Source organism: Pseudomonas baetica (genome assembly GCF_019733355.1).
Lineage (GTDB): Bacteria > Pseudomonadota > Gammaproteobacteria > Pseudomonadales > Pseudomonadaceae > Aquipseudomonas > Aquipseudomonas baetica_A.
In genome coordinates, this window is record NZ_JAIHLQ010000144.1 from 1 (window position 1) to 415 (window position 415).

The following is a 415-nucleotide window of genomic DNA, read 5'->3' on the forward strand; positions in this document are numbered from 1 at the left end:
ACGCGGGGTTTCGGGTGTTCGAGGGCCGGGCGGTAGAACACGTCCCACGGGGTGGCGAGGAAGGTGTTGCGGTAGCCCTGGTGGAAGTCGTCTTTGTTGTCGGTGGTGTCGCTGGTCACGCCTTCTTCGAGGACTTGCGGCTGTTTGCCTTCGTGGACGATTTCGGTGAGCAGCCACAGGTCATTCCACTCGGTGCGCGGGTGGTCGGACATTTCCATGAAGTGGCCGCTGACCAGTGTGGTCTGGTCGCCGCGACCTTCAGCCTGGCGGTAGTCGGCGCGATGGCGTTCGAGGGCGCGTTGGCTGAGGAATTTACCGCGCGCGCGGTCGATGAAGCGGCCGGGGTAGTCGTAGTCTTCGAGATCCGGTTCGGCGTCTTTGCTATCGAGAGCGCCTTCAGGTTTGTAGGCCGCTT

Annotated in this window: 1 protein-coding gene; it reads right to left on the reverse strand. The window is 62.9% G+C overall.

Annotated features, from left to right (window positions below; genetic code table 11):
* A partial coding sequence (locus tag K5E40_RS34475) for a contractile injection system protein, VgrG/Pvc8 family (RefSeq protein WP_260456256.1) occupies window positions 1-415 on the reverse strand: 415 nt, incomplete at both ends.